Source organism: Bradyrhizobium sp. CFUWI, from assembly GCF_056429085.1.
The window spans coordinates 1-23,996 of sequence record NZ_JBWJZE010000008.1 but is presented as its reverse complement, the minus strand read 5'-3'; the positions used below and the strand labels follow the sequence as shown (position 1 = coordinate 23,996).

Annotated in this window: 34 protein-coding genes and 1 pseudogene; 14 read left to right on the top strand and 21 right to left on the bottom strand. The window is 65.8% G+C overall.

The features are described from left to right. Positions 1-16 precede the first annotated feature (16 nt). Complete coding sequence (locus AC066S_RS18540; protein WP_478270273.1) at positions 17-799, top strand: class I SAM-dependent methyltransferase; 783 nt, start codon at positions 17-19, stop codon at positions 797-799. A gap of 170 nt (positions 800-969) precedes the next feature. On the opposite strand, the gene AC066S_RS18535 is transcribed toward AC066S_RS18540, so the two are convergent. The 4 genes from AC066S_RS18535 to AC066S_RS18520 all read right to left on the bottom strand — a co-directional run bounded on the left by AC066S_RS18535 (position 970) and on the right by AC066S_RS18520 (position 3,377). Continuing rightward, the gene (locus tag AC066S_RS18535; RefSeq protein ID WP_478270272.1) at positions 970-1,251 is read right to left on the bottom strand and encodes a hypothetical protein; all 282 of its coding nucleotides are present in this window, start codon (positions 1,249-1,251) and stop codon (positions 970-972) included. A gap of 174 nt (positions 1,252-1,425) precedes the next feature. Then, on the bottom strand, positions 1,426-2,091 hold the full coding sequence (locus AC066S_RS18530; protein ID WP_478270271.1) for a cell envelope biogenesis protein TolA: 666 nt from the start codon (positions 2,089-2,091) through the stop codon (positions 1,426-1,428). 105 nt (positions 2,092-2,196) lie between these two features. Continuing rightward, entirely contained in the window at positions 2,197-2,601 is a 405-nt protein-coding gene (locus AC066S_RS18525) for a VOC family protein (RefSeq protein ID WP_478270270.1), read from the bottom strand. 416 nt (positions 2,602-3,017) lie between these two features. After that, positions 3,018-3,377, bottom strand: coding sequence for a c-type cytochrome (locus tag AC066S_RS18520; protein WP_478270269.1), 360 nt, complete (start codon positions 3,375-3,377; stop codon positions 3,018-3,020). Between the two features lie 231 nt (positions 3,378-3,608). On the opposite strand from AC066S_RS18520, the gene AC066S_RS18515 reads away from it, so the two are divergent. Both AC066S_RS18515 and AC066S_RS18510 read left to right on the top strand, forming a co-directional pair. After that, entirely contained in the window at positions 3,609-3,782 is a 174-nt protein-coding gene (locus AC066S_RS18515) for a hypothetical protein (protein ID WP_164718698.1), read from the top strand. A gap of 111 nt (positions 3,783-3,893) precedes the next feature. Next, a complete protein-coding gene (locus AC066S_RS18510; RefSeq protein WP_478270268.1) occupies positions 3,894-4,244 on the top strand; it encodes a zinc ribbon domain-containing protein YjdM in 351 nt (116 codons plus the stop codon). A 6-nt stretch (positions 4,245-4,250) separates the two neighbouring features. On the opposite strand, the gene AC066S_RS18505 is transcribed toward AC066S_RS18510, so the two are convergent. Both AC066S_RS18505 and AC066S_RS18500 read right to left on the bottom strand, forming a co-directional pair. Next, complete coding sequence (locus AC066S_RS18505; protein WP_478270267.1) at positions 4,251-5,165, bottom strand: DMT family transporter; 915 nt, start codon at positions 5,163-5,165, stop codon at positions 4,251-4,253. A gap of 85 nt (positions 5,166-5,250) precedes the next feature. Further along, positions 5,251-5,667, bottom strand: coding sequence for a nuclear transport factor 2 family protein (locus AC066S_RS18500; RefSeq protein ID WP_478270266.1), 417 nt, complete (start codon positions 5,665-5,667; stop codon positions 5,251-5,253). Positions 5,668-5,796: 129 nt separating this feature from the next. Between AC066S_RS18500 and AC066S_RS18495 the strand changes: the two genes are divergently transcribed. Continuing rightward, positions 5,797-6,366 carry a bifunctional transcriptional activator/DNA repair enzyme AdaA gene (locus tag AC066S_RS18495; RefSeq protein ID WP_478270431.1) on the top strand — a complete coding sequence of 190 codons (570 nt, stop codon included), beginning with the start codon at positions 5,797-5,799 and terminating at the stop codon, positions 6,364-6,366. Positions 6,367-6,419: 53 nt separating this feature from the next. Here the strand turns inward: AC066S_RS18495 and AC066S_RS18490 are convergent, their stop codons facing one another. Both AC066S_RS18490 and AC066S_RS18485 read right to left on the bottom strand, forming a co-directional pair. Further along, complete coding sequence (locus tag AC066S_RS18490) at positions 6,420-6,674, bottom strand: hypothetical protein (RefSeq protein WP_478270265.1); 255 nt, start codon at positions 6,672-6,674, stop codon at positions 6,420-6,422. A 170-nt stretch (positions 6,675-6,844) separates the two neighbouring features. Continuing rightward, entirely contained in the window at positions 6,845-7,024 is a 180-nt protein-coding gene (locus tag AC066S_RS18485; RefSeq protein WP_478270264.1) for a hypothetical protein, read from the bottom strand. A gap of 282 nt (positions 7,025-7,306) precedes the next feature. On the opposite strand from AC066S_RS18485, the gene AC066S_RS18480 reads away from it, so the two are divergent. Continuing rightward, positions 7,307-8,611: a hypothetical protein gene (locus tag AC066S_RS18480; protein ID WP_126258337.1), complete on the top strand. Its 1,305-nt coding sequence runs from the start codon at positions 7,307-7,309 to the stop codon at positions 8,609-8,611. Between the two features lie 4 nt (positions 8,612-8,615). Here the strand turns inward: AC066S_RS18480 and pdxY are convergent, their stop codons facing one another. Next, complete coding sequence (gene pdxY / locus AC066S_RS18475; RefSeq protein WP_126258338.1) at positions 8,616-9,434, bottom strand: pyridoxal kinase; 819 nt, start codon at positions 9,432-9,434, stop codon at positions 8,616-8,618. A gap of 57 nt (positions 9,435-9,491) precedes the next feature. Then, positions 9,492-10,124, bottom strand: a complete 633-nt coding sequence (locus AC066S_RS18470) for a TetR/AcrR family transcriptional regulator (RefSeq protein WP_126258339.1) — start codon at positions 10,122-10,124, stop codon at positions 9,492-9,494. A 96-nt stretch (positions 10,125-10,220) separates the two neighbouring features. Between AC066S_RS18470 and AC066S_RS18465 the strand changes: the two genes are divergently transcribed. Together AC066S_RS18465 and AC066S_RS18460 are read left to right on the top strand one after the other, a co-directional pair. Further along, complete coding sequence (locus AC066S_RS18465; RefSeq protein ID WP_126258340.1) at positions 10,221-10,886, top strand: O-methyltransferase; 666 nt, start codon at positions 10,221-10,223, stop codon at positions 10,884-10,886. 208 nt (positions 10,887-11,094) lie between these two features. Beyond that, positions 11,095-11,439, top strand: a complete 345-nt coding sequence (locus tag AC066S_RS18460) for a DMT family transporter (RefSeq protein WP_126258341.1) — start codon at positions 11,095-11,097, stop codon at positions 11,437-11,439. A 25-nt stretch (positions 11,440-11,464) separates the two neighbouring features. Here AC066S_RS18460 and AC066S_RS18455 read toward each other — a convergent pair whose 3' ends face one another. From AC066S_RS18455 to AC066S_RS18435, 5 genes are all read right to left on the bottom strand, one after another. Next, the gene (locus AC066S_RS18455; RefSeq protein ID WP_126258342.1) at positions 11,465-11,785 is read right to left on the bottom strand and encodes a hypothetical protein; all 321 of its coding nucleotides are present in this window, start codon (positions 11,783-11,785) and stop codon (positions 11,465-11,467) included. A gap of 70 nt (positions 11,786-11,855) precedes the next feature. Beyond that, positions 11,856-12,035: a hypothetical protein gene (locus tag AC066S_RS18450; protein ID WP_135165282.1), complete on the bottom strand. Its 180-nt coding sequence runs from the start codon at positions 12,033-12,035 to the stop codon at positions 11,856-11,858. 366 nt (positions 12,036-12,401) lie between these two features. Then, positions 12,402-12,680, bottom strand: a complete 279-nt coding sequence (locus tag AC066S_RS18445) for a hypothetical protein (protein WP_164718699.1) — start codon at positions 12,678-12,680, stop codon at positions 12,402-12,404. 170 nt (positions 12,681-12,850) lie between these two features. After that, the gene (locus tag AC066S_RS18440) at positions 12,851-13,861 is read right to left on the bottom strand and encodes an SH3 domain-containing protein (protein ID WP_478270263.1); all 1,011 of its coding nucleotides are present in this window, start codon (positions 13,859-13,861) and stop codon (positions 12,851-12,853) included. Positions 13,862-14,016: 155 nt separating this feature from the next. Then, positions 14,017-15,936 carry an FAD-binding monooxygenase gene (locus AC066S_RS18435; protein ID WP_478270262.1) on the bottom strand — a complete coding sequence of 640 codons (1,920 nt, stop codon included), beginning with the start codon at positions 15,934-15,936 and terminating at the stop codon, positions 14,017-14,019. 105 nt (positions 15,937-16,041) lie between these two features. On the opposite strand from AC066S_RS18435, the gene AC066S_RS18430 reads away from it, so the two are divergent. Both AC066S_RS18430 and AC066S_RS18425 read left to right on the top strand, forming a co-directional pair. Further along, positions 16,042-16,506 carry a MarR family winged helix-turn-helix transcriptional regulator gene (locus tag AC066S_RS18430; protein WP_126258346.1) on the top strand — a complete coding sequence of 155 codons (465 nt, stop codon included), beginning with the start codon at positions 16,042-16,044 and terminating at the stop codon, positions 16,504-16,506. A gap of 115 nt (positions 16,507-16,621) precedes the next feature. After that, complete coding sequence (locus tag AC066S_RS18425; RefSeq protein ID WP_126258347.1) at positions 16,622-17,053, top strand: COG4315 family predicted lipoprotein; 432 nt, start codon at positions 16,622-16,624, stop codon at positions 17,051-17,053. 51 nt (positions 17,054-17,104) lie between these two features. Here the strand turns inward: AC066S_RS18425 and AC066S_RS18420 are convergent, their stop codons facing one another. Then, positions 17,105-17,701, bottom strand: coding sequence for a L,D-transpeptidase (locus AC066S_RS18420; protein WP_164718701.1), 597 nt, complete (start codon positions 17,699-17,701; stop codon positions 17,105-17,107). Positions 17,702-18,066: 365 nt separating this feature from the next. On the opposite strand from AC066S_RS18420, the gene AC066S_RS18415 reads away from it, so the two are divergent. Further along, a complete protein-coding gene (locus AC066S_RS18415; protein WP_478270261.1) occupies positions 18,067-19,107 on the top strand; it encodes a hypothetical protein in 1,041 nt (346 codons plus the stop codon). A 376-nt stretch (positions 19,108-19,483) separates the two neighbouring features. Next, on the top strand, positions 19,484-19,714 hold the full coding sequence (locus AC066S_RS18410) for a DUF6894 family protein (RefSeq protein ID WP_028136727.1): 231 nt from the start codon (positions 19,484-19,486) through the stop codon (positions 19,712-19,714). Here the strand turns inward: AC066S_RS18410 and AC066S_RS18405 are convergent, their stop codons facing one another. Further along, positions 19,715-20,500, bottom strand: a complete 786-nt coding sequence (locus AC066S_RS18405) for an SDR family NAD(P)-dependent oxidoreductase (RefSeq protein WP_478270260.1) — start codon at positions 20,498-20,500, stop codon at positions 19,715-19,717. A gap of 130 nt (positions 20,501-20,630) precedes the next feature. On the opposite strand from AC066S_RS18405, the gene AC066S_RS18400 reads away from it, so the two are divergent. Both AC066S_RS18400 and AC066S_RS18395 read left to right on the top strand, forming a co-directional pair. Next, positions 20,631-21,020, top strand: coding sequence for a hypothetical protein (locus AC066S_RS18400; RefSeq protein ID WP_126258351.1), 390 nt, complete (start codon positions 20,631-20,633; stop codon positions 21,018-21,020). 129 nt (positions 21,021-21,149) lie between these two features. Next, the gene (locus tag AC066S_RS18395; protein WP_478270259.1) at positions 21,150-21,389 is read left to right on the top strand and encodes a hypothetical protein; all 240 of its coding nucleotides are present in this window, start codon (positions 21,150-21,152) and stop codon (positions 21,387-21,389) included. Positions 21,390-21,410: 21 nt separating this feature from the next. On the opposite strand, the gene AC066S_RS18390 is transcribed toward AC066S_RS18395, so the two are convergent. From AC066S_RS18390 to minC, 4 genes are all read right to left on the bottom strand, one after another. Further along, on the bottom strand, positions 21,411-21,596 hold the full coding sequence (locus tag AC066S_RS18390; RefSeq protein WP_126258353.1) for a hypothetical protein: 186 nt from the start codon (positions 21,594-21,596) through the stop codon (positions 21,411-21,413). A gap of 205 nt (positions 21,597-21,801) precedes the next feature. Then, entirely contained in the window at positions 21,802-22,083 is a 282-nt protein-coding gene (minE, locus tag AC066S_RS18385) for a cell division topological specificity factor MinE (RefSeq protein ID WP_008144923.1), read from the bottom strand. After that, positions 22,080-22,895 (bottom strand): septum site-determining protein MinD, encoded by an 816-nt coding sequence (minD, locus tag AC066S_RS18380; protein WP_126258354.1) that lies wholly within the window; start codon positions 22,893-22,895, stop codon positions 22,080-22,082. Before minD ends, minE begins: the two co-directional genes overlap by 4 nt. Before the next feature lie 19 nt (positions 22,896-22,914). Then, positions 22,915-23,613, bottom strand: coding sequence for a septum site-determining protein MinC (minC, locus tag AC066S_RS18375; protein ID WP_135165294.1), 699 nt, complete (start codon positions 23,611-23,613; stop codon positions 22,915-22,917). Between the two features lie 262 nt (positions 23,614-23,875). Here minC and AC066S_RS18370 point away from each other — a divergent pair. Further along, positions 23,876-23,996 (top strand): annotated as a pseudogene (locus tag AC066S_RS18370) (IS481 family transposase); the annotation flags it as partial.

Genomic DNA, 23,996 nt, shown 5'->3' with positions numbered 1-23,996 from the left:
CCGAGGGAGCCGTTCCATGCCCGAGCTTCGCTTCGATGACGGTGCCGCCTATGAGCAGGTGATGGGCGTCTGGAGCCGTGCGGTCGGCGAGGTCTTTCTCGATTGGCTCAAGCCCGAACAAGGGCTGCGCTGGATCGATGTCGGCTGCGGCAGCGGCGCCTTCACCGAGCTCATTGTCGCGCGCTGCGCCCCCAGTGACGTGCAGGGCATCGATCCCTCGGAGGGACAGCTCGCCTTTGCCCGCGCCCGTCCCGGTGCGCACGGCGCCGTGTTTCAAACCGGCGATGCCATGGCACTGCCCTTTCCAGCCGCAAGCTTCGATGTCGCGGTGATGGCATTGGTCCTCGTGTTCGTGCCGGACCCGTCGAAAGGCGTCGCGGAATTGGCGCGGGTCGTTCGTCCCGGCGGCCTCGTTGCGACCTACATGTGGGACATGCTGGGCGGCGGATTTCCGCTCGATCCGATCCTCGACGAGATGCGCGCGATGGGGCTGGCGCCGACCCGTCCGGCGCATATGGAGGTGTCCACTCTCACGGCGCTTCAGGGCCTCTGGAGCGCGGCGGGCCTGCGGCAGATCGAGACCCGCGAGATCATTGTGCAGCGGACGTTTGCCGATTTCGACGCGTTCTGGACCGTGGAGACGAAAGCCCCCTCTATCGCACCTGTTATCGCGGCCATGCCGCCAGCCGATGTCACCGCGCTCATGCAGCGTGTGACGGCGCGACTGCCCACTGATGCCGACGGAAGCATCACCTACAGCGCCCGCGCGCACGCCATCAGTGGACGCAAGCCGGACTGAAGATGTAGAGCGTTAGCTGCGCTTGCGCGGTGCCGTAGGGTGGGCAAAGCGACTTGCCGCCGTAGCTCGAAGAGCGAAGGCGGAAGCGTGCCCACGACCTTGATCATGTCGGAGACAATTCGTGGGCACGGCGCAAGCGCGCCTTTGCCCACCCTACGAATTGTCGTGACCTACCACCAATACGGCCAGCGCCATCCCTCGTAGCGCACATACGACGGCACCAGCGGCGGGCCGTAGGGATCGACCTTGTCGTCCTCGGGGCGATAGCGATAGCGCGGAACGATGTTGTAATCCCACGGCGTCGGCCTCAGCACGGGCGCCGTGACGATAATCCGCTCTTGCGGTGCGCGGACGACGACGGCCTTGCGCGTCTTTGCCTCGGCGCCGGAGGTTGCAAGGCTGCACAGCACCAGGGCGGTTCCGAGCGCGCAGGCGGCGGTCATTTTGGTCATGCGTGGGTCTCCTTCGCAGCGAAGAGTGCAAAAGGATGTTCGGCAAGGCAAGCAAATTTCGCGCGAGCTCTTTTGTGCGGCCATCCTTCGAGACGCCCGCTTTGGGCGGGCTGCTCAGGATGAGGGAGGGGTAGCGCGGCAGCAAGCTTCAGCAGGCGCGATTGTTGGTCAGCCTCACTCACGCGCGCGGCGGAGGGCTTGCTCCAGCGTTTTCCGCTGCTTGTCCCAGCGGGTCTCTTCGGCCTCGGCGCGCTCCTCGAGCGCGGCCCGCGCGGCTTCGATCTCCTCCGCCTTCGCCTCGTGCTCCCGCCTCGCTTTGTCCAGCGCCGCTTCCGCTGCAGCGACTGCCTTGTCGCGGCGCGCGCGCTCTTTGGCGCGGGCGGCCTCCTCCTTGCGGCGCGCGGCCTCGCTCCGCCGCTCCTCCTTCTCGAACGCCGCGGCGGCCTTGCGGGCCGCCTGCTCGTCGAGCTTGCGCGACGGCTCCTTGGCGGTCCTGTTTGCTGTCTTGTTTGCTGTCTTGGCCGGACGCTTGCCGGGTTTGCGCTTGGGCCCGGAATCGTCCTCGGCAAGATCGGTGGGCAGCTCGGCACTCTCGGTGAACGGCCCGTCGGATCCGACCGGGCGCCTCAGCACGATCCCCGGCTTCGCCAGCGTCGCCGCGACGATGTCGGGGTCGTCAGTCTCCTTCGCGGCGCCCTGATGGAACAGATTGGAGCTGGCGCCCCAGGCCTCAAGCGCCGCCTTCATCGAGGGCGCGGCGATGGCCTGGTCGTAGAAGCCGAGCGAGGTCTGGTAGGTCTTCAGCTTCCGTGTCGGTTTGCTTTTCGCTCGCTTTGGCATGTCGCCCCGATTGTCGCCCCGTAGCCCGGATGAGCGAAGCGATATCCGGGACTCATCCCGCCGAAGGCAATTCCCGGATGTCGCTTCGCTCATCCGGGCTACGAACTACGAACTCTCCAGCAACGCATCGTATCCCTTCTCGCTGAACGCCAGCAGACAGAAGCCGTGCCCGAACGGATCGGCCAGCATCGCGATCCGGCCATAGGGTGCATCGCGCGCCGGCACCTCCAGGATCGCGCCGGCGCGCAGCGCCCGTTCGACGGCCGCATCGACGTTCTCGACCACGACGTCGACATGCACCGGAGTCCAGTGCCGTTCGTAGCGGCGGCGGTCGCCGCCGGCGCCCACCGTGCCGGCCTGCTTGGTCAGGAGATAGACCGGCGCCGGCCAGCCGAGCAGCTCGACGAAGCCGGCGCCGAAGCGGCGGCCGACCGAGAGGCCAAAGGCCTCGGTGTAGAAACTGGTGGCTTGTTCGATATCGGGGACGTCAATGTTGAGGAGGAAGCTCATGTCGGACTCGCTGCGCATTTGCGCCGCGAGCCTAGCTGGACGGCGCGTCAGCGTCATCCGGGATGATGCCTCATGTTCGCGCTGCAGCGTCTGCCGGCGCGCGCGCCCCGTCCTTCGAGACGGCGCTTACGCGCCTCCTCAGGACGAGGCTAAGCGGCATGGCATCCGTTGCGACTGCCGCCACGCCTTCCGTCCTCATCCTGAGGAGCCCGCATCAAGCGGGCGTCTCGAAGGAGGGCCACACACGTCGCGTTCAGATGCGATCGCCTCGTCACCGGATGGCGGCACCATTGCATGATGCGCCTGCTTTGCCCGACGCCTCAAAAGAATTTCGGCGCAACTGAAAAATCGAGCCTTATCAAGGCCCCCTCTACTGTGCATGGGGTTGTTTTCGCGAAATCGTGCTGGCGAGGTGCTCACCTGCCCCTGAGGCTGAGGATATAGGCCGACAGCACATCCGCCTGCTCCGGCGAGATCACGAGGTTCGGCATGTTCTGGTGGCTGGTCCGCCAGAACACCTTGAGCGACAGCGCGGTGGTGCCGCTGCGGTCGGCGATGGCCTGGAAGCTCGGGGCTCCGTCGAACCATCCGGCCATGCCCGGCTCGACCGCGTGGCAGGTCTGGCACCATGCCTGCGCCAGGCGATGCCCGTCGGCGACCGCACGGGGGCCGGACCGCGGGGCGCCCGCGGCGGTGTGGACCATGCTGAACAGGAACAGCACCGACAACGCGATCAGGAGAGCGAGGCCGAGATGGATTCGAGCACTATGCGACATCGCCCAACCTCACCGTGATTGAATCATCGGAGCAGCCTAGGTTTGCACGGCAGGGCCAAGTTGATCTGCGTCAAGGACGGAGCGGATCAGGGCTGTCGATTCGCCCCTTGCTCGCGATGCCGTTGACGCCGCTCAACCCGCGCGCGCAAGTATGCCTCATCGATCATGCCGCTCGCCAGGATCAAGGCGAATGCATAAGCTCGCGCTCAGTCGACGTCAGGAGGCATCACCATGAACGGCAACCGCTATTACGGCGTTCGCGTCGAGGGCGCGAAATACGGCGTCGGCTTCGGCTCGGCGCTTGCCATCGCGATCTCCTACGCCGACAACCATTCGATCCTGTGGGCGATCATCCACGGCATCCTGGGCTGGCTCTACGTGATTTTCGTCGCGCTGTTTCGGTGACATCGCACCGGCAGGCGAAGCCCTGCCCGCGCGGCTTGCAGCTTTTCCTTGCTTTCCCGGTTCCCGCCTCTACGGTCGCGCCGCGAACGAACCGTTGAGACGAGACTTGCCATGACCGACACGATGAAATGCCCCGCCTGCAGCTCCGAGCACGCCTATCAGGACCGCGATCTCTGGGTCTGTCCGGAATGCGGCCATGAATGGAGCGGGGCGGCGGAGGCGGCCGCGGAGACCGCGCAGGATGCCGGCGTGCGCGATGCCAACGGCAATGCGCTCGCTGACGGCGACAGCGTCATCGTGATCAAGGATCTGAAGATCAAGGGCTCATCCTCGGTGGTCAAGGGCGGCACCAAGGTGCGCAACATCCGCCTCCAGGATGCCAGCGATGGTCACAACATCGCCTGCAAGATCGACGGCATCGGCGCGATGAACCTGAAATCGGAGTTCGTGCGGAAGGCGTGAGTCCAGCTAGCTCTGCCGCTGCGCCAGATAGAACCCGCACAGCACCGTCACGAGGCCTGCCGTCTGCAGCATCGTCGGTGGCTCGCCGAGCAGCAGCCAGCCGGTGAGCAGCGTCAGCGCCGGCACGCAGGCCGGAAACACCGCGGCGCGGGCAACGCCGAGACGCTGGACGGAGACGGCGTAGAGATAGAGCGCCGCGGGGCCGGCAAGCACGCCCTGCGCCAGCGCCTGGATGGCATTCTCGGTCACGCCGATCGCCGCAATGTGGGCAAGGCCGACGGTTGCAACGTAGACCGGCACCAGCAGCAGCGACAGCACGTTGATCACCAGCGCAGCCGGCACGGCCGAGACGCGCCAGCGGCGCAGCATCGCGCCGAAGCCGGCGAACATGAAACCGGCAAGCACAAAGATCAGGTCGCCCTGAATGCCGTCGGCGCCGATATGGCCGATCGATTCCGCGCCGATCACGCCGAGGCCTCCGACGATGACGAGCGCGCCGGCAAGCCGCGAGGCGGAGATCCGCTCCTTCAGCACGACCGCCGCGAGCAGCAGGCCGCCCAGCGTCGCACAAGAGGGCTGGATCACGCTGCCATGGCCGAGCGGGACGAACAGGAAGCCGCTGTAGGAGATCAGCGACATCACGGGACCGCCGAGCACCATGAGCACGAGCCCCCTGCCCCAGCCGATGCCGCAGAGATCGGAGATCCCCGCGCGCCATACCAGGGGCAGGAACGCGATCCCCGACCAGACATAGCGATGTACCAGGAGATCGACCGGCGTGAAGCCGGCCTTGAGGCCGTGCCGCGTGGCGGCAAAGCCGAGCGCCCAGAACAGCGCCGCGGCAAGCCCGCAGACCACGCCGAGCAATGCCGGCGTGGCATCCTTCCTCTGAGCGTCGGCGCCGCTCGTCCGCTGATCCATGGATCACTCGATAGGTCGGCGCGCTGAGCCGCTCAACCCACGCCGCTGCAGGGCTGTCACGCGAGGGCGATGACGGCTCCGCGTCTCACGCGCCCTCATCGAAGACCATGCGCCATCCCTTGCGCGTATCCATGTATTCCCGCACCTGCCTGATCCGGTCGCCCACCACCGTGAACACGAAGCAATAATCGTTCTCGTACGGTTTGCCGCCGGGCAGCGTGGCGCGCATCCGCTCCTCCACGATCACGACATCTCCGGAGGCATGCACGCCGCGAAACGCGATATCGATGTCCGAGAACAATCTGTGCATCTCCTGCGCGATGAAGCGCGCGATCTGGTGCGGTCCCTTCATGTGATCGGTGTGGTCGAGCGCGATGGCGGTGGCATTGCCCTTCGGGGCGATCCATTCGGCGTCGTCGGTGAACAGTGCCGCGATGCGCTCGGGATCGCGTGACGAAAAGGTCTTCCAGGCGTTCAGGACGACGTCTCTCGGGCTGGTCACGATGGGCTCTCCGGCTGTGTTGCGACGAGAACCGCCTTCTAGGCCGCGACCTGCGCCGCGGCTCGCCACAATAGGACTCGGTCATCCCGCAGCCCTTCCGCCACTGTCGTCGTGCGCTACTATACGGCCATGCTGAGCTTCGATGTCTGCAACGCCGCGCGACTGCGCCGCGATCCCCGCTATGACGGCCGCTTCTTCACGGCGGTGAAGACCACAGCCATCTATTGCCGCCTGGTTTGTCCGGCCAAGCAGCCGCTGACGCGCAACGTGGTCCATTATCCGACGGCGGCGGCAGCCGAGGCCGCCGGCTTCCGGCCGTGCCTGCGCTGCCGACCCGAGACTGCGCCCTTCTGCCCGGCCTGGAACGGCACGCGCTCGACTGTGGCGCGGGCCGTCAGGCTGATCAATGACGGCGCGCTGGACGAAGGCTCGGTGGTTGATCTCGCGATGCGGCTCGGCATCTCGTCACGTCACCTGGCGCGTCTGTTCGAGCGCCACGTCGGCGCCACACCGCAGCAGCTTGTCAAGACGCTACGCGTCCAGCGCGCCAAGCGCCTGCTCGATGCGGGCGACGGCAGCATGACCGCGATCGCGTACCAGGCCGGGTTCGGCAGCCTGCGCAGGTTCAACGCCGCCTTCGCCGAGCTCTACGGCCGCTCGCCGTCGAGCCTGCGCGCCGCGCGCGCGCGCAAGGCTTAGATGCCGTGGATCCCGCGCTTCCGCGGGATCCACCTGCCTTCACGCGTGTCAGCTCAGCGGGCCGGGCTCGTGGTGACGTCCGCGGTCTTCACATGGCGGGGGCTCAGCACCTTCGTCTGGTGCACCGAGGCGACCGTGGTCGGCGCTGCAGCCTGCTGCTCGACATGGGCCGCGCCGAGGACGCGGACCTGCAGCGGCGAGACCGGAAATCCGTTGGCCTGGTAAGTCGGCAGCTCGGCGGCGAAAGCCGCGGTGCTGCCCCTGATCGCCAAAATGGCGGCGGCGATCGACAAAGTCTTCTTGTTCATTAGTGATACTCCGGAAGGGGAAGGTCGGAGCATATTTAGGCCGGCTTTGCTGCATTGCGACATGCTCTGCTGCATTGCAACATCGCGTGCGGCGCATGGCAATATGTTTAATGTGTCCAACGCGTTGGCCGAATCACGCCGGCCGCGACAACCGCATTTGCGGACAGTGCTCAGCCACCGAGCACGTTGCCCCAGCCATCAAACAGATAGCTCTTCCAGGCCACGGTTCCATCGGCGCCAGGTCGGCTGGCCCGCTTGTAGTCGTCGACTTGGTCAGCAGTCCAGGTGACGATCGTGTCGGTGAGGCGGTCGTGCAGGATGGCGGGTTCGGTGGGATCGAAGGCGTCCATGGGACGAAGCGAGGCATGCGTCATGAGCGACCAAACGTGCGAGCAGCAACAAAGTTGCCGCGACGCGGCGATCAAGCTGCTTTGTGGAACCCGCGTTGCCCCCCAGCAACAGTCCTGCGAAAAGCCGATTTTCGCCGATCTGCGCCATTGCGCTGCCACACGGTCCCCCGAACAATCGACGTGCTGCGTGCCTTACCGTGCAAGACTGTTTGCGTCAGACTGTTTGCATCATGACTGTCCGAATGAGACGGGTTCGGGCAGAACCGTTTGGAGGCAGGGATCATGAACGATCGGCGGTCTCTTCTGGTGGCGGTCACATGCCCCGCGGCCGTGCTCGCCGGCTGGCTGGCGCTCTCCTTCGCCGCCTATGCCCCTGCCCTCATCGAGAACAGCAGTGCCAATGCGGCTGCCGTCTCGCGCGCCAAGGATCTCGGCCGGCTCGACCTCGCCGACGTGCCGCGCGCTGCGACGATCGAGGACGGCATCGCCTTGACCGCCGACGTCGCGGCTGCCGTGACCGCGGCACCGGCCCCCGCGAGCGCTGAAGCGGCGCCCGAGACGCCCGCTCCCGCAATCAAGCTCGCCTCGGCCGATCCGGCAGTGATCCTGCCGGTGGAGGCGCCGCCTGCGTTGCAGATTTTGCCCGAACCGGAGCCCGTCGTCGGCGAGACTGCCCCGGTCGCGGCGCCGGAGCCCGTCAAGCTCGCCTCAGCCGATCCCACCGAGATCGTGGCGACGGACGCGTTGTCCCCCGCGGCGATCGCCAGCGGCCCGGTCACGCCCGTGAGCAAGGTCTCGCCGCCGGCCGACACCGTCGCTGTGCTCGACGAATGCTTCGTCATGGATGCGTGTATCGACCGCTATCTCTGGGCGCTCTATCAGCGCACCGCCAAGGAAGACACGATCAAGGTTCAGGAGCAGCGCGCGGTTACGATCAAGCGCAAGGGCAAGACGGTCACGGTGATGCGCAGCTTCACGAAGTTGGTCGATCAGGACTTCACCTGGAAGGATCCGAAGGCCGCCGAGCGCGCCGGCATGTCGATGATGGATTACGTCATCGGCGGCATGGACAAGAGCTTCAAGCGGAAGCTGTTCCGCACGCTTCTCGCCGCTGAGGCCGCCGGCCTCTCGCCCGGCATCACCAGCGCGTTCCGCGACGATTATCGCCAGTCGATCGCGAGCGGCCTGAAGGCGGCCTCCAACCGGTCCTATCACGGCGGCAGCTCGCGCGGCGGCTACGGCCACGGCATGGCGGCCGACATCGTCAGCACGCAAGGCAATAACCGCGCACAGCGTTGGGTCTCGACCGAAATCCTGTGGAAGTGGGTCGATGCCAACGGCAAGGCGTATGGCATCGGCCGGCCCTATCTCGGCCGCGATCCGCCGCATGTCGGCCCCATCGATGGCCATGAGTACATCTCGCGCCGCGGCACCGGCGACGGCAAGCAAGTCGCCAGCGTGAAATCCAAGGCGACCGTGCGGGCAGCATCCCAGGCCAAGCCGCCAAAGGCCCAGGCCGCACGCGAGCAGAAGAGCCCGGCCAAGCCGCAGAAATCGGCGCAATCGGCCGGCAAGCCCGCGACCTGAAGCCTTACGGCGCGCGTCCCGACGTCGGCAGCGGCACCAGCCGCATCTCGGCCGTGCCGGCGTCCTGTGTGCGCACCAGCACCGCAAAGACGGTCTCGACCGCAAGCCGCACCGCGGCCTCCGTCGCCTGGCCCTTGGCCAGATGTGCTGCGATCAGGCCGGTGAGGAGATCGCCAGTGCCGTAAGGGCGGATCGGCAGGCGCGGCGTTGCAAAGCGCGACAATTGCCCGCCGGCGCACAGGATCGTCTCCACCTGCCCTGCCGCCGTGTCGGCGAGCGCGCAGCCGGTCGCGACGACGTCGATGCGGCCGGTCCCCGCCAGCGCCGCACACGCCGCGCGCAGGCCCTGCGCATCCGCGATCGTGAGACCTGAGAGCAGCTCGAGCTCGAACTGGTTCGGCGTCGTCAGGTTCGCCGCCGGCAGCAGCCGGTGCCGAACCACGTCCAAAATGCCGTCGGCGACATAGACGCGGCCGTCATCGCCGATCACGGGATCGCAGAGATAGACAAGCTTCGTATTCAGCGTCAGCGCCCGCTCGACGAAATCGGCAATCACGGCGGCATTGCGCGGCGAGCCGAGATAGCCGGTCACGAGCACGGCCGCCTCGTCGACCAGCCCGCGCTCCTCGACACCCTTCAGGAGATCGGCGACGAGCTCGGTCTCAAGCACCCGGCCGCGCAGGCTCGGATAGCGCGGATGGTTGGACAGCAGCGTCGTCGGCACCGCCGCAACGTTCACGCCCTCCGCCTGCATGGCGTAGGCGGCCGCGCTGTTGCCGACATGGCCGTGGACAACCTGGCTTTGAATTGAGATGACGAGCATGAAAAGGTCCGTACGGACAAACGTCAGGCGATGCAACAGGAGCCCGGATCTCAAGCTTCAGCGCCGTGTCAATTCCCCGAGATAAGCACAGAACATGTCAGCCAGCCCGTCGGCATAACGCGCGATCTCGGCCGCGCTGCGCGGCGTCTCCGAAAACCGCTTGCCGACCTCACTCAGCGTCGTCTTGATCAGCTCGCCAGCAAGCTCGCGTGTGGCAGCGGTGGCTTTCGGCAGCGCTTCCCGCATGAACGCCGCGATGATCCCCTCCCCCGCGGCCCGCGCGTCGTGCGCCTCCGGCGCGTCGCGATAGAGCGGCGCGGCATCGTTGAGCGCGATGCGGATTGCGGCCTCCTCGCACTCGGAGCGGATGAAGGCATGGACCAGCGCGCGTAGCCGCGCCGGCGGCGGCTTCGTCCGGTCCGCAAGGATGCCGCGCAGCAGCTCGCTGGTGCGCCGCCATTCGTCGCTCTGGAGACGGAACAGGATCGCGGCCTTGTTGGGAAAATATTGATAGAGCGAGCCGACGCTCACCCCGGCCCGCTCCGCCACCCGCGCCGTGGTGAAGCGCTGCGCGCCCTCCCTGGCCAGGACCTGAACAGCGGCATCGAGAATGGCCGTGACCAAGCCGGTCGAGCGGGCCTGTTGCGGCTGTTTTCGTGAGGAAACTGAACGGCTTCGACGATCGACCATGGTGTGCCCGGTGAATGCGAATAGGAAATGCGACGAATTAGTCGTATTTCACCCGGCGCGCAAGCACGCGCTCTTTCTCACCCCTGGAGACCCCGAATGACCACCCCAACCATCACATCGCTTGCGCCGCTGCTGGATCGCCTGTTCGACGAGGCCGAGGCAGCAAGCGGCGCAACGCGAGCCGCCGTCGCCGATTTGTCCGAGGCAGACCGGGCGCGGATGATGCGGAGCAAGACCGATTACCGCGCCCTCTACGGACGCCTGAAAGACGTCCCGCTCGCGGTCTCGCGCGAGACCGGAACATTGCTCTACATGCTGACGCGCAGCTCCGGCGCGCGGACGATCGTCGAGTTCGGCACGTCGTTCGGCATCTCGACGCTGCACCTTGCCGCAGGCTTGCGCGACAATGGTGGCGGCCGCCTCATCACCAGCGAGTTCGAGCCGTCCAAAGCGGCGCGGGCGCGAGAAAACCTCTCGGCCGGCGGCTTGATCGATCTCGTCGAAATCCGTGAAGGCGACGCGCTGAAGACGCTTCAAGCCGATCTGCCCGATACAATCGATCTCGTGCTGCTCGATGGCGCCAAGGCGCTCTACCCGGATATCCTCGATCTGCTGGAAAACCGCCTCGGACCGGGTGCGATCATCGTCGCCGACAATGCCGACGACAGCCCGGACTATCTGGCGCGCGTACGCAGGCCCGGAAGCGGCTATATGTCGACGCCCTTCGCCGAAGACGTCGAACTCTCCGTGCGGATCAGCTAGCGCTGGATCGACGCACCGCAGGATCCGAGCCGCCGCACCATGATCGCGCGCGGCGGCATCGTATGGCCTCAGCACAGGTCCTCGCGGCCCGTTTGCTCCAATCGGTGTCGCAGGTTCGTCACTCACACATGATATCTGCTCGCGGCAAAAAGCCGTCCATGGGGTTGGCTTGGCAGCCCTACGGTATCTCTCTCACGCCGAGAGGCTCATGACCTCCGCTCTCAATGCTTACGCGGCTCTCGCCCTCGCCATCGTGTTCGAGGTCACCGCATCGGCGCTCCTGCAGCAGTCCGCGCAGTTCACCCGTCCCTGGCCGACGCTGGCGATGGTGATGTTCTACGTCGCCTCGTTCTATGCGTTGTCGGTCGCGATCCGGGTCATTCCGTTGAGCATCGCCTACGCGATCTGGGGCGGCGTCGGCATCATCCTGACCGCCACCGTCTCCTTCGTGCTGTTCCGTCAGATACTGGACTCCGCAGCCTTCGTCGGCATCGCCCTGATCGTATCAGGGGTGGTGGTCATCAACCTGTTCTCGGAGAGTGCGGTGCGTTGATCCCGGGAAGCTGCGGCGCGCAGAGCTACTGGCTCTGCACCGGCTTGGGTTGATGCGGGGTGGATCGCGCCGGCTTCTTCGCGGGCTTGGCCGCAGCGCGCGGCGGCGGCTCGTCGACCGATACCAGATAGGCGGCGAGCATCTTGGCCGAATCCGAGCTGGTCGCGTAATGGTCCTTCAGGAACCAGGACAGCGTCAGGGTGAAGCGACCCTTGGCAAGGCCGCGCGGACTGCGATGGCAGGTTGTACAGCTGTCAGCGAAGAGCTTGGCGGGCGACTTGCCGGCGTCGAGGTTTTGCGCGGCTGCGACCGTCGCCGTCAAAACGGCCACGACTGCAAGACTCATCAGGGGCACGATCCGCGTGCGCCCCGGTCCAAACAGCGATGTCAAATGACGTTCCCTCGCCGCCTGTCGGTTACGCCGCCGACAGCTGATCGAATTCGGGCGGCGCGTAGGCCTTGCCGTCCTGGTCGGTGATCACGACCCGCCACCCTTCGCTCGCCCACACCCTTGCCTTCGCTACGATGAGCAACCGGCTCTCGCGGGCGAAACTGTACTTTTCGTTGTCGCGTTCTGCGACCATCTTGTAGGCCAATTCGCGTCCCCTTGCTCGCCCTGCACCCGTCCTCCTCGTGGCAGCGGGCTTTGGCGGCAATTCGCCGGGAGCGTGGCAATTTGGTGCCATCTGCAGGCACGGCGCCGGCGGCGCGATTGCCTGCTGCAACACGATGTCAGGCGTCGCAGGCTTCCCCGCCTGCGACGGCACCGGCGCCACCTTCATGTCGTGCTGAATCGGCCGCCGCGAGCCGGTCCGTCACATCAGCTGCAACGGAACCGAGCGTCCCAACTTCGAGCTCCGCTAAAGCATGATCCGGAAAAGTGCGCAGCGGTTTTCCGAAAAGATCATGCTTAAACAACAACCTAAAGCGCGATGACGATTCATTTCTAATCGCATCGCGCTTTAGTGCACGCGGATGATATGGGGACGGCCGAGATCAATCAGTCCCTGCACCGCCGAGAGGCGGTCGTCGAGGGCTGCGATGGTGAGCAGCAGATTGTTACGGCGCTCGTCGAGCATTCCCATCTCGGCGCCGGTGAGCTTCGCGCTCATCCGCTCCTTGTGAATCCCTTCGAGGGATTCGCGCAGTCCGGCAATCAGACCGGCCAGCTGCTTGGCCTCTTTGGTCATCGACCGCTTCGCGACATTGTGGCGGCGCGTCTCCGCCTGGCTCTGTCTCATCGTCATCCTCCCGTGCCCCGCTGCCCCGAGTGGATGCTTGCATCTTTGGGTACACATCTTACGATCGATGAAATCTGCCCGCGAAGAACTTTCTTAAATTGTACGCGCAGGGAACCCGGATGACTCCAGCAGAAAGCCCGGCGCGAGCGCCGGGCTTTCCTTAGGGCTTCCTAGTGCTTCTGGTGGCCGCCACCGGGGCCGCCGGCCGGGGCACCGCCGCCGCGAGGCGCGGCACTGACGTGCGGAGCGCCGCCACCGCCGTGCGACGTTGCAGGCGCAGCGGCACGGGGCGCCGGCATCTGCGCCCGGGCATTCATTGGCGCGCCGTGGCTCACATTCGGCCGCGCCACATGCGGCGTCGCGGATCGCGCAGCAGGTGCGGCCGAGACACGCGGCGCTTCATGCGCGCGGGCCATCGGCTGGGCCCGCACCGCAGCGGGGCTTGCGGCCCGTTCGTGCATCATGCGGGCCTGGCCATCGCGCGGATTGCGAGTCTGCACATTGGTCCGCTCATGCGCGATGCGCTCGCTCCGTCCGGCACGCGTCCGGTCGGCGGCAGCAGCCGCGTCGCGCTTCGTGATCGCAGCGTCACGTTTCGTGGTCGCGGCGTCGCGCGTGGCGATCGCGGCGTCGGGACGCGCGTTCGCGGCGTTCCGTCCGGAGATCGTGGCGCCCTTGCCCCGCACGCCTTCCCGTTCCAGAGCAACCGCCGCATCGCGCGTCGCCGCGCGACCGATGCGAGCCGCGCGCGGATCAAGCGTCATCCGGGTCGCGATGCTCCGGTGCGAGCTCCAGTAGCTGTTCCAATAGGCGTGGCGACGATACCAGGGACGTCCCGAATAATAGCTCGACCAGTACGAGGTCAGCACGAACGGGACGACGGGCACGTCGATCACATCGGCGTAGTCGGGCAGGTAGACGTAGTGGTTGCGATAGAGATATTCGAGATATTGCGACGACACCCAGCCGCGATCGTCGGAGAAGCTGACGTCGCACCAGGCATTGCCGCGCAGGCAGCCATGGATGTTGACGCGGGCGCCGCCGGGGATGCGATCGACCAGTGGAAAGCCAGCGCCCGGCCCGGCGCGCAGGCCGGTCGAGACGGTGACGATGCCCGGCGCGGCCAGTGCGGCCGTTGGCGCGAGCAGCAATGCGGCAATCAAAACGCTCTTGAATTTCATGGCGTGTTCCTCCTCGTTCGAGTCGGAACGCGCCGGCGGAACGGGCGTTCCGTGCGCGAGGGACGCATCCGTCAAAAGATTGAAACGCAGACGGCGCGCGGTTCAATATTCATTCGCCGTTCATCGGCGCAAAGCGCAAGCGGCCTGCCGGACCGTCAGTTGACCTGCAGCATGAAGGCGTCGAAGTACGATGCAAGCCCGGCAAAGTCGTCGAGCGGCAGCACGTTCGCGACATATTGGTCCGGCCTCACCACGACCATGCAACCGGCCCTCCGATCGATGCCACGCATGGCGAAAACGTCGTGGCCGCTCTTGAGGTCCGGGCAGAACATCTTCTCGTAGTCGAGCAAGCCGTAACGGCCTTTGCGCGGAAGCAGCAGCGGCGGCATTGCCTCGACGGCGAGCTCACGATGGTTCTGCTGGAACACCGCGCGCAGATCGATCACGCTGTCGACGTCTGCGTCGCTCCGCGTATAGCGCCTGATCGGCGACTCCCTGGCCTCGGTCAGGAAATTGCAGAGCGCGCGAATGGCCGAGCCTGCGGCGGCAGGATCTTCTGCGGGAGAAAACGCATAGATGCGGAAACGGCCGTCGGCCTGCCCGGCATGACCGAGATGGACCGGCTTTGCATCAGCCAGCCGGATCACCGGGGCCGAATGGAAGCGCTTGCCGATGACGAGGCCTTGCGCGAGGTGCTGATGCGACGCCGCGCCGGTGAGGAGTGACGGCCTGTAATGCGTCGCCGTGCCCGCGGTGTAGCGGCCGTGCCGGACGAAATAGTCCTGGGTCCTGGCTGCATCGGCGCCGCCGGCCTTGGCGGAGGCAAGAATGCCCGCCCATTCGCGGTCGAAATCGATCAGCTCCTTGGCGACGGCCTGGCGCTCGGCCGAATAGGAATGCAGCAGCTCTGGGGCGCACTGCTTCCGCATGACGGCCGCGAGCTTCCAACCAAGATTGAAGGCGTCCTGCATCGAGACGTTCATGCCCTGCCCCGCCTTCGGGCTGTGGGTGTGGCATGCATCGCCGGCGATGAAGATGCGCGGCAGGCGCGTTGCGATCTCCGCGTCCGGCACGTCGTCGAACTTGTCGGTGAGGCGCTGACCGATCTCGTAGACCGACCACCAGGCGATCTCCTTCACTTCCAGCGTATGCGGCTTCAGGATCCGCTGCGCCTTGGCGATCACGTCGGCGGCGGTGATGTTGCGGCTCGCGACGCGCTCGCCGACCTCGAGCTTGGCGAGCTCGACATAGATGCGGACCATGTAGCCGCCTTCGCGCGGAATGATCAGCAGGCTGCCGTCCTTCGCCGACTGGATCAGCGACTTGAAGCGGATGTCCGGAAAATCCGTCACCGCCAGCACGTCCATCACGCCCCAGGCGTGGTTGGCGGAATCGCCGTGCAGCTCGCGCCCGATCGACTTGCGCACCGTGCTGCGCGCGCCGTCGCAGCCGACGACGTAGCGCGCCTTGATCGTCTCGACCTTGCCCTCGTTCGCGGCATCGACGCGTTCGAGGCGCACGGTCACGGCATGATCGCCGGGACGCGCAGCCGGATCGACCTGGAGGTCGAGAAGACGGCGGCTGTAATAGGGTTCGAGCTTGGCCGGCGATTTGCGCATGATGTCGAGAAAGCCGTCATGGATGCGCGCCTGGTTGAGGATGACGTGCGGGAATTCGGACAGCCCGTCCTCGACGTCCTGCACCCGGCCGCTGCGGACGATGGTGTCGGGCCGCCGTTCGTCCGGCTTCCAGAACGTCGTCTCGTTGACCCAATAGGCTTCCTTCAGCACGCGCTCGCTGAAGCCGTAGGCATGAAACATCTCCATGGTGCGGCAGGCGATGCCGTCGGCCTGCCCGACCAGCAGGCGGTCGGGCTTCTGCTCGACGATGCAGGTCTTGATATCGGGGAATTGCGCGAGCTGCGCTGCGAGCGTGAGGCCGGCCGGCCCGCAGCCGACGATGAGGACATCGACCTCATCAGGCACCGCGCCCGCTGCGCCGGAAGCCTGAACGCGGTCGGCGGGATCGGCAATCTCGGGATCGCCCGGCTGAAATCCATTGAGATGGAATTGCATGAGCACCTCTCCCGGCAACGTTCTGTTTGGATATTGCTCAGTATGCTGACTATCAGTATGCTTGTCAACGAGCCGCACCGCCCCTGTCCCAGGAGAAGAATTTCGGTGAAAGACAACAACGACATGCCCGGGCATCTGGCGCGCCGGTTCCAGCAGATCGCGGTCGCGGTGTTCCTGGCCGAGGTCGAGGATGCCGGCTTCGACCTGACGCCGGTGCAATACGCCGCGCTCGCGACCATCAAGGCCAATCCCGGGCTCGACCAGGTGACGCTCGCGGGACTGATCGCCTATGACCGCACCACCATCACCGGCGTGATCGACCGCCTCGTGCAGAAGGGCCTTGCCGAGCGCCGCGCCTCCAGCCGCGACCGCCGGGCCCGCGAGCTCGTGATCACCGACGAGGGCCGGCGCACGCTGCGCAAGATCACACCGGCGGTGGAATCGGCCCAGCGCATCATGCTGCGCGGACTCAGCGCGAAAGAGAGCGAGGAACTGATGCGGCTGCTGCGCAAGGCGATTGCCGCCGGCAACGATCTGAGCCGCGCGCCGCTGCGCGAGGCGCAGGTCTGATACCGCACGTGCCGCAATTATCGCGGCGCCCGAAACCAGGAACTAACTTTCGGCTGCTAACGTCGGCCGCATTGGGCGCTTAACGCGCGATTAACTTTGCGGGACGGAGTTCGGAATGTTCAGGTTCCTCGTTGTGGCCGCAGCCATGACGCTCACGGCCAGTCATGCGGTGGCGGGCGGCCATGGCGGCGGTGACCCTCCTCCGCCGAAGGTCGAGGCGCCGGTGGCTCCGGCCAAGGTCATCCTGACCAAACAGGGTCCCAAGCTCGTCGATCTCAATGGCATGACGCTCTATACCTACGAGCGCGACACCACCGGAAAGACATCGAACTGCAACGGCAAGTGCACCGAGAGCTGGGTGCCGCTGCCGGCAACGGCCGACGCCAAGGCGGTCGGCGACTTCACCGTGATCAGCCGCAACGACGGCAGCAGGATGTGGGCGTACCGCTATCGTCCGCTCTACACCTCGCCCGCCGACAAGGCGCCCGGCGACGCCAACGGCAACGCCACGACACTGCAATGGCGGATAGCGCGGCCTGAAAACTAAAGCGCGATGCGATCAGCCCAGGCATGTGAAGGTCAGAGCGCGTAAGCTCTGTTAGCCCCGCCAACCGCCGCCCGTCTCGGCCCGCGCGCTCTGTCCGGGCGGCAGCACCACGACCATCGAATTGAGCTTCACCCGGTCGTACAGGTCGATCACGTCCTCATTGCGCATCCGGATGCAGCCGGACGAGATCGCCTGCCCGATATATTCGGGCTGGTTGGTGCCGTGGATGCGATAGAGCGTGTCCTTGTTGCCGACATAGAGATAGATGCCGCGCGCGCCCAGCGGATTGGCGGGGCCACCGGGAACCCGCGCCGGATACGGTCCGAGCCGCGCCTGGATATCTGCCGTCGGAACCCAGTCCGGCCATTCCGCCAGGCGGCCGACCCGCGCGACGCCGGAGAAAGCCATGGCTTCCTCGCCGACCGCAACGCCGTAACGGATCGCCTTGCCGTCGGGCAGCACGTAATAGAGATAGCGCGCGTCGGTATCGACAAGGATGGTGCCGGGCTGCTCCTTGCGGTGATAGTCGACGATGTGACGGAGATATTGCTCGGGCACATTCGCCTTCGCATAAGGCGTATGCGCGAGCAGCTGCCGATCGCGCGGCGTCATGCTCGCATCGGTCGACGGTGACAACGTCGTCTGCATGCAGCCGCCCAGCGGCAGCAAGGCGATAGCGAATAAAGCGATTAAAGATCTTGGCACCGCCGGCCCCTGTAGCGGATAGCAGCACCCCCAGCACCTCCAGATGTTGCCAAAATCGTGCTCAAAAAAAGGCAGCGGGGAACACGTGCACGTGTTCGGCAAATTGGGTTCCATGACCACAACCGGCGGGAGACGTCGCATCATCTCCATCCCCTCGCCTTGCTTTGGTCAAACCCGGCTGGACTCGTGCGTCATCGGCCGGGTTCATCGGATTTGGATGGGCTCCCCTCAACAGATCGGCTCGCGCCAATGCGAGCGACCACGACTTAACACCCGGGCTTCAACGTCTGGGCTTCAAAGGAGCTGCAATGCTCGCGATTCTGAACCCCAAGCAAATCGTCGATGAGATCGTGAAGGACACGGTCAAGGACAACGATCCGCACGACGCGATTCAGATTGCGCCCGACATCGTGCTGGCCTCGCGCCCCGCCGGCGTTGCACCCGCGTTGGCGCCTGACATCACGACCCGTCCGGAGCCGAAATTCGCCCTGCCGCCCAAGATCTCCCTGGAGCCCAAACGCTCTCTGGAGCCGAGATTCGCTCCTGTCTCGGAGCCGCCGGCGGCGCCGCCGCCCGCGATCGACACGGCCGTACGCGTCGCGGCGAGTGACGATCATGTCCGGCCGAAGCGATCTGCAGTGCGCAAGTGGCTGCGTGGTGCGTTCGTCACGTTTCTGTTTGCGGGAGGAAGCGCGGCTGCCACCATCGCCTGGCAGCAGCACGGCGATACAGCCAAACAGAAGCTCGCGGAATGGACGCCCGCTTTAACGTCGCTGACGTCGCTGCTGCCCTCGACATCGCCGACCGCGCCGGTCGCCCCCGCGCAGGCCGCGGCGCCTGCAGAGCAAGCCGCCCCGCCCGCAGCGCAAATGGCAACCGATCGAGCCACAGATCAATCGGCCACGCCGCCTGTGGCGCAGGTTGCAGCGGCCGCGCCTGCGGCAACAGCTTCCGATGCAGCGCAGTCGGTGCAATCGATGACGCGCGACCTCGCTGCGATGGCGCAGCAGATCGAGCAGCTCAAGGCCAACATCGCTGAACTGAAGGCCGGACAGGAGCAGATGGCGCGCGAGATGGCGAAGCCGCCCGCGCCGAAACCGGTGGCCAACGCCAAGCCGGTCGATCCGCGCACACGCGCAGCCGCGCTGCCGCCGAAACCTCCGGCGCCGCCCACGGTTCGCAGGCCGCAGCCGGTGTCGCAAACCTACATGCCGGCTTATTCGCCCCCGCCGCTCGCGCCTGCTCAGCCGCCATCGCAGGCCTCAGCCGTCCCGCCGCCGGCCGCCACGACCCAGGCGGTTGCCGATGACGACGGACCCGTCGTGCGTCCGCCGATGCCGTTGCGATAGATGCGCGCACTCCACGTGGCGACCACGCGCACGCTGTCCGAGTCGATATGATGCGTTGAGTCCGGGCAATTACGGGAAAGCGACGTTTCCGCTCAAGAGAGAAAAGGCCGTCGGGATCTATGCCGGCGGCCTTCTCTTGCAGCTGCCGGTTCCCGGAGCCCGGTTCTGCTGCAATTCCATGCCTTATGATTGCGCCGCGTATTTAATAAATTCTTAATGGCCCCGCGGGCTGCACATCATTTCTGCGCCATAAGCACAGAGATTGCGCGACCTTCTCATTCGATAGATATCGACTCAGTGGTACCATCCGGGACGTGTCGAGACTTCCATTGAAGACTTGTTTTCAAAGTTCGGGTCGTCACATCGGGGAATTCGGATGCCTTACTACTCCTTCGATCTTGTGGTTGGTGAAGAGTTCAGGAACCAGGGCGGAATCATTCTCGAGGACATCGAGGTCGCCTCCGATCGCGCCGATCAACTCGCATGCGAGCTGTCGCAGGTGAAGCCGGAGCTGCAGCAGAAGGGTTGCGCGGTGCGCGTCACCGATCGCGATCACAACGAGCTCTATCGCACGCCGCTCGATCCGGTGCCGGCCTGGCGCCGCTGATCATTCGTCGAGCGCCGGCGGCTCGAACCAGTTCGTCAGCGCCAAGCCGCCGTCGACGACAAAGGCCGCGCCGGTGACGTAACCGGACAGCTTGTTCGACAGCACCGTGAGCGCCATCGGTGCGAGGTCGTTGGCCTCGCCGAGACGCCCGAGCGGAATGTGCCGCGCCAGCGCGGGATCCGCAACGAACCCGCCGGCCGCGATCGCACCAGGCACCAGCGCATTGACGCGGATGCCGTAGTGGCCGAACGTCCTGGCCAATTCCTTCACCAGCATCGCCATCCCTGCCTTCGCCGTGGAATAATGCGGCAGGTTGCGCGGCGTGCCCGCATGCAGCGAGGTGAGAAACAGGAACGAGCCCGGCCGCTGCGCCGCAATCAGGCGCTTGGCGAGTTCGCGCGCCAGATGAAAGCCGGCATCGAGATTGACGGCGTGCATCTGCTGCCAGGTCCTGCGATCGACCGCCAGCGCATGATCGGCCTCGCGCCGCGGCGGCGATGCGCTGTGGACGAAATGCGTGATCTCGCCCAATGCCGCCTTCGCCGCTTCGAGCAGCGCCTCGCATGCGTCCAGCTCGGCGAGATCGCCGACCCAGGGCACGGCGAGTTCGGGCCGCGGGCTGGCGCCGATCGCAGCACTCACCCGCTCGGCATCGACGTCGGCGAACACGGTCCGGACGCCCTCGCCGACCAGAGCCTGCGCGATGGCGCGGCCGATGCCGTTGCCGGCGCCAGTCACGAGCGCCGCGTCACGGGTGGGATCGAACGGCGTGCTGAACAGGCTCATGTCGCTCTCCGAGGTCGGGTGCGGGCCACGATAGCGCACCGCAGGGCAAAGCGACAAATTCGCAGCGCCACCATTGCCGAGCAGCCCGCCGGACGCTAGCCTCTCCAAAAAATCGGAGGAGATACCAAGGATGCGCTACGGTTTCGTGATGGCTGGCCTGTTGTTGATCGCCGCTCCGGCCCAAGCCGAGGACCACCCGCGCTCGACCTATGTGACGATGGTCCTGCAGGCCTTCGCCGCCAAGGTCGAATGCCCGGGCACCGACGTCGTCTACCAGGACCTCGTCCAGAAGGCACAGCAAATGCACCTGCCCGAGGGCACCACCGAGAAGGTGCGCAAGGCGATCGCCTGGATGCACACCGGCGGCAAGATGGGCGAGAAGCAGGATGACGATTTGATGGCTGAGGTCGCGGTGGCGACCCAGGCGACCGATCTCAACCAGCGCCGCCTCGGCATGCCCAATTGGTGCGAGGTCCAGAAGACCGACCTCGCCGGCCTGATCCGCGCCAAGGGTGGTTAGCAAGGGCGGCTAGCAGGCCGGTTTTCGCGGCGTTAAGCACGCGGCCGCGAGATTTTCCGTCGGCCAACAATTGTCACAATTCTGGAAAGCATGCGGGGCCTCCTCGAATTCGAACAGGAACCTCTCCGGATGATCCATTTCGTTTTCGCCGGCATGCTTGCGGCCGCCACGGTGCTGACCGGCCCTGTGCTGGCGAAGAATTCAAACAGCCAGAAAGCCGAGGGCAATTCGCCCTCTTCCAGTTGCAGCGCGTATCAGCAGGCGCCTGATGGGACCTGGGAGCCGCTCCCTTGTAAGGAAGCAGGGGACCGCAGCCAGTCGCAAACCCGCCGATCCCAATCGCAGGGAACCGAACGCGACGGCCGTTGACGCGGTGTGCTGCTGCGGCGGTCAGCTCTGGTGAGGCCCGCGCATGATCTTCATGGCGTCGGCGATGTGACGCCACTCCCTGGCCTCATCGCCCTCGCCGCGGCTCTCGCAGGCCTGGGCCTGCTCGGCGGCCTTCGCGATCGCAGCAAAACCGTGCTGTTCGAGCATCTGCCGCGCAACGGTATGGACCTGGACCTCGGACATCATGGGCGCTCTCCGTCTGACGAAACCGCGGGGGCCTGGCTCGGCTCTCCGCGGTTTTCGGTAACGATTTGGCCGCAAGCCCCGTTCCGCCCGCCGCCGATCACATCGGCAGGCTGGGGCGCCTGAGTGACGCGAACGACAAAGGCGGCCCGCTATGCCCAGCGGACCGCCTTCTCACCCACCCCAAATGGCTCGTCGGCCGCGATCCCTACGCGACCGCCGCTTTCTTGCGCTCGAAATCGTTGGGCACCTCGATATCGACCTCCAGGGTCGACACCTCGTCGCCGCGTTCGAGCCGGACGATGACCTTGGTCGGATCCAGCGTGACGTGCCTGGAGACGACGGCAAGGATTTCCTCACGCAGCACGCCGAGCAGATCGGGCTGGCCACGCATTCCGCGCTCATGGGCAAGCAGGATCTGCAGCCGTTCGCGCGCGACCGGTGCAGAGGCCTTGTTGCCGCGGAGAAGCCGAAGCAGTCCCATGCTCATGCCGCCCTCCGTCGCAGCAGGCGATCCATGAAGCCCTTGCGCTCGGTCGGCACCTGCATCGGCACGGTGTCGCCGCATAGCCGGCGTGCCGCGTCGATATAGGCCCGCGCGGGTGCGCCGTCGGCATTCGACAGCGTCACCGGCGTGCCGACGTTGGAGGCACGCAGCACGTCCTGGCTCTCGGGGATGATGCCGAGCAAGGGTGTTGCGAGGATCTCGAGGATGTCGTCGATCGTCAGCATCTCGCCGCGCGCGGCGCGGGAGGGATCGTAGCGGGTGATGAGAATGTGTTTCTCGACCCGCTCGCCCTTCTCGGCCCGCACGGTCTTGGAATCGAGCATGCCGATGATGCGGTCGGAATCGCGCACCGAGGACACTTCGGGGTTGGTGACGATCACGGCCTCGTCGGCAAAGCGCATTGCCATGGAGGCGCCGCGCTCGATGCCGGCCGGGCTGTCGCAGATCACCCAGTCGAAACGGCTGCGCAGGTCTGCGATGACCTTGCCGACGCCCTCTTCCGTGAGTGCGTCCTTGTCGCGGGTCTGCGAGGCCGGCAGCAGCCAGAGGTTCTCCAGCCGCTTGTCGCGGATCAGAGCCTGCGGCAGCTTGGCCACGCCCTGGACCACATTGATGAGGTCGAACACGACGCGGCGCTCGGCGCCCATCACGAGGTCGAGGTTGCGCAGACCGACGTCGAAGTCGACGACGACGACCTTGTCGCCGCGCTGCGCCAGCGCGGCCCCCAGCGCGGCGGTGGTCGTGGTCTTGCCGACCCCGCCCTTGCCTGATGTCACGACCAGTACCTTGGCCATTTCTGAAATCTCCTTCTGGTCAGTTCAGCGCGGTAATTCGCATGGTGTTGCCCTGCAGGAAGGCCTGGGCTGGCCGACCGCGAAGCGCGGCGTCGATATCGTCGGCGGTCTGATAAAACCCATCGATCGCAAGCAGTTCGGCTTCGATCTTCTGGCAATAGATGCGCGCGCTCGTGTGACCGTTGACGCCCGCCATGGCGCGGCCGCGCAGGGCGCCATAGACGTGGATCGAACCGCCGGCGACGACCTCCGCGCCCGATCCGACCGAACCCAGGATGGTGACGTCGCCGTCCGGGAAGATCACGGTCTGGCCTGAGCGCACCGGGTTTTCGAGCAGCAGCGAGGTTGGCTTGGTCTCGGACTTCGTCTCGGGCTTCTTCGGCGCGGTCGGCTCGACCACGCAGCTGCGCCCGCCCGACAGCAGCGGCGGCATCATCGGCGTGAGCTTCGCCTCCTCCACGCCCTCGATGCCGAGCACGCGGATGTTGCGGTCCTGCAGGCTGGTCAGCAGATGACCGATGCCGGACTGGCTGAGATCGACCGAGGACAAATCGATCACCACGGGCCGGCCGGCAAAGAAGCCCGGCGAGCGCGCAATGGTGGCGTCGATCTCGTGCAGCCAGTCCTGGACCGGAACCGTCGGCGTAAACACGAAGGCCACATAGGAGCGCCCGCGCAGGCGCACCATTTGGCGTTGAGGTTTGACTGCAGCCTCCATGGCGGCCGACTCGTTCCCTGTTATTGAATGGTTAACGATGCCGCGGATATGGTTAACGGCCGGTTAATTCTCCGTGGGATGGCCCGAACTGGGTGCACGGTGATGAGCCGGCGAGCGCTGGGCAAGCGTCAGGCAGACGCCCTCACCCAACAAAGCGGTCATCGCCCGCGCAGTGTTTAGCCCGGACAGATCACTGACGGGTGTTCGGAGACATAGCTGACACATCAAAATGGGCTGGATTGGTCGATTCGGGAGACCGTCCATGCCCTGGAACGAGGTGTCGGTGATGGATCAACGACGAGAGTTCGTGTGGCTTGCCATGCAGGAGGGAGCGAACCGGCGTGAGTTGTGCCGGCGGTTCGGCATCAGCCCAGATGTGGGCT

Excerpts from the sequence above, each read along its gene's own strand:
- AC066S_RS18540 (WP_478270273.1), top strand. The coding sequence starts at position 17 with ATGCCCGAGCTTCGCTTCGATGACGGTGCCGCCTATGAGCAGGTGATG.
- AC066S_RS18535 (WP_478270272.1), bottom strand. The coding sequence starts at position 1,251 with ATGACCAAAATGACCGCCGCCTGCGCGCTCGGAACCGCCCTGGTGCTG.
- AC066S_RS18530 (WP_478270271.1), bottom strand. The coding sequence starts at position 2,091 with ATGCCAAAGCGAGCGAAAAGCAAACCGACACGGAAGCTGAAGACCTAC.
- AC066S_RS18525 (WP_478270270.1), bottom strand. The coding sequence starts at position 2,601 with ATGAGCTTCCTCCTCAACATTGACGTCCCCGATATCGAACAAGCCACC.
- AC066S_RS18520 (WP_478270269.1), bottom strand. The coding sequence starts at position 3,377 with ATGTCGCATAGTGCTCGAATCCATCTCGGCCTCGCTCTCCTGATCGCG.
- AC066S_RS18515 (WP_164718698.1), top strand. The coding sequence starts at position 3,609 with ATGAACGGCAACCGCTATTACGGCGTTCGCGTCGAGGGCGCGAAATAC.
- AC066S_RS18510 (WP_478270268.1), top strand. The coding sequence starts at position 3,894 with ATGACCGACACGATGAAATGCCCCGCCTGCAGCTCCGAGCACGCCTAT.
- AC066S_RS18505 (WP_478270267.1), bottom strand. The coding sequence starts at position 5,165 with ATGGATCAGCGGACGAGCGGCGCCGACGCTCAGAGGAAGGATGCCACG.
- AC066S_RS18495 (WP_478270431.1), top strand. The coding sequence starts at position 5,797 with ATGCTGAGCTTCGATGTCTGCAACGCCGCGCGACTGCGCCGCGATCCC.
- AC066S_RS18490 (WP_478270265.1), bottom strand. The coding sequence starts at position 6,674 with ATGAACAAGAAGACTTTGTCGATCGCCGCCGCCATTTTGGCGATCAGG.
- AC066S_RS18485 (WP_478270264.1), bottom strand. The coding sequence starts at position 7,024 with ATGGACGCCTTCGATCCCACCGAACCCGCCATCCTGCACGACCGCCTC.
- AC066S_RS18480 (WP_126258337.1), top strand. The coding sequence starts at position 7,307 with ATGAACGATCGGCGGTCTCTTCTGGTGGCGGTCACATGCCCCGCGGCC.
- pdxY (WP_126258338.1), bottom strand. The coding sequence starts at position 9,434 with ATGCTCGTCATCTCAATTCAAAGCCAGGTTGTCCACGGCCATGTCGGC.
- AC066S_RS18470 (WP_126258339.1), bottom strand. The coding sequence starts at position 10,124 with ATGGTCGATCGTCGAAGCCGTTCAGTTTCCTCACGAAAACAGCCGCAA.
- AC066S_RS18465 (WP_126258340.1), top strand. The coding sequence starts at position 10,221 with ATGACCACCCCAACCATCACATCGCTTGCGCCGCTGCTGGATCGCCTG.
- AC066S_RS18460 (WP_126258341.1), top strand. The coding sequence starts at position 11,095 with ATGACCTCCGCTCTCAATGCTTACGCGGCTCTCGCCCTCGCCATCGTG.
- AC066S_RS18455 (WP_126258342.1), bottom strand. The coding sequence starts at position 11,785 with ATGAGTCTTGCAGTCGTGGCCGTTTTGACGGCGACGGTCGCAGCCGCG.
- AC066S_RS18445 (WP_164718699.1), bottom strand. The coding sequence starts at position 12,680 with ATGAGACAGAGCCAGGCGGAGACGCGCCGCCACAATGTCGCGAAGCGG.
- AC066S_RS18440 (WP_478270263.1), bottom strand. The coding sequence starts at position 13,861 with ATGAAATTCAAGAGCGTTTTGATTGCCGCATTGCTGCTCGCGCCAACG.
- AC066S_RS18435 (WP_478270262.1), bottom strand. The coding sequence starts at position 15,936 with ATGCAATTCCATCTCAATGGATTTCAGCCGGGCGATCCCGAGATTGCC.
- AC066S_RS18425 (WP_126258347.1), top strand. The coding sequence starts at position 16,622 with ATGTTCAGGTTCCTCGTTGTGGCCGCAGCCATGACGCTCACGGCCAGT.
- AC066S_RS18420 (WP_164718701.1), bottom strand. The coding sequence starts at position 17,701 with ATGCAGACGACGTTGTCACCGTCGACCGATGCGAGCATGACGCCGCGC.
- AC066S_RS18415 (WP_478270261.1), top strand. The coding sequence starts at position 18,067 with ATGCTCGCGATTCTGAACCCCAAGCAAATCGTCGATGAGATCGTGAAG.
- AC066S_RS18410 (WP_028136727.1), top strand. The coding sequence starts at position 19,484 with ATGCCTTACTACTCCTTCGATCTTGTGGTTGGTGAAGAGTTCAGGAAC.
- AC066S_RS18405 (WP_478270260.1), bottom strand. The coding sequence starts at position 20,500 with ATGAGCCTGTTCAGCACGCCGTTCGATCCCACCCGTGACGCGGCGCTC.
- AC066S_RS18400 (WP_126258351.1), top strand. The coding sequence starts at position 20,631 with ATGCGCTACGGTTTCGTGATGGCTGGCCTGTTGTTGATCGCCGCTCCG.
- AC066S_RS18395 (WP_478270259.1), top strand. The coding sequence starts at position 21,150 with ATGATCCATTTCGTTTTCGCCGGCATGCTTGCGGCCGCCACGGTGCTG.
- AC066S_RS18390 (WP_126258353.1), bottom strand. The coding sequence starts at position 21,596 with ATGATGTCCGAGGTCCAGGTCCATACCGTTGCGCGGCAGATGCTCGAA.
- minE (WP_008144923.1), bottom strand. The coding sequence starts at position 22,083 with ATGAGCATGGGACTGCTTCGGCTTCTCCGCGGCAACAAGGCCTCTGCA.
- minD (WP_126258354.1), bottom strand. The coding sequence starts at position 22,895 with ATGGCCAAGGTACTGGTCGTGACATCAGGCAAGGGCGGGGTCGGCAAG.
- minC (WP_135165294.1), bottom strand. The coding sequence starts at position 23,613 with ATGGAGGCTGCAGTCAAACCTCAACGCCAAATGGTGCGCCTGCGCGGG.